Here is an 847-nt window from a genome sequence, read left to right as displayed (position 1 = left end):
ATTGAACAGTGCAAGATTGCTATTTCCGAATGGTTAAAACCTATTGGTCTCCAGCTTAAACCGGAAAAGACAAGAATATGCCATACACTGAGAGAAATCGAGGTAAATGGTAAAAAAGTCCAACCGGGATTTGATTTCCTGGGGTTCAACATTAGGCAATATCCTGCTGGAAAACACGTCTCCGGAAAAAGTGGGGGAAATGCCAGTAAACTACTAGGCTTCGTAACCCACATGAAACCTAGCAAAAAGGCAATCAAAGCCCACATTGAAAAGGTGAAAGAGGTGATTAAGAAACACAAAACAGCACCTCAAGCCGCCCTGATTAAACATCTCAACCCCATCATCACAGGATGGTCAAGATACTACTCAGGGGCAGTCTCCTCGGAGATTTTCAATAAGCTAGATGAAATACTCTGGCAACAACTACGGGCATGGGTAGTATCACGATGCGGTAATGCCAGTTACAAAACACTCAGGAAATACTTCCGAACGGGAAAAGTGATACTGAGTAATGGGAAAGAAAGGAATGAGAAGTGGATTTTCCAAACCAAGGATGGTCTACGACTCCAACAGCACAACTGGACTCCCATAGTCTACCACACGTTGGTCAGACCAAACGCATCGACATATGACGGAAATTGGATTTATTGGGCTACAAGGAGAGGGAAATCGCCAGAAATCTCGAACCGAGAAGCCAAAATGCTTCAATACCAAAAAGGCAAATGCAAATGGTGCGGACAGCACTTCACAATTGAAGACCAAGTAGAAATCGACCACATCATCCCAAGATGCCTAGGCGGAAAGGATGATTACAAAAACCTCCAATTGCTGCACCGCCACTGTCACG

The 847-nt window shown here is 44.3% G+C and carries 1 protein-coding gene; it reads left to right on the top strand.

Annotation, left to right across the window (positions count from 1 at the left end; genetic code table 11):
* Positions 1 to 847: group II intron reverse transcriptase (locus AC0QHF_RS00205; protein WP_324702179.1), on the top strand; the 847-nt coding region annotated here is incomplete at both ends.

Source organism: Lyngbya sp. CCY1209, assembly GCF_055795065.1.
This window is presented reverse-complemented; position numbering and strand designations above follow the sequence as displayed.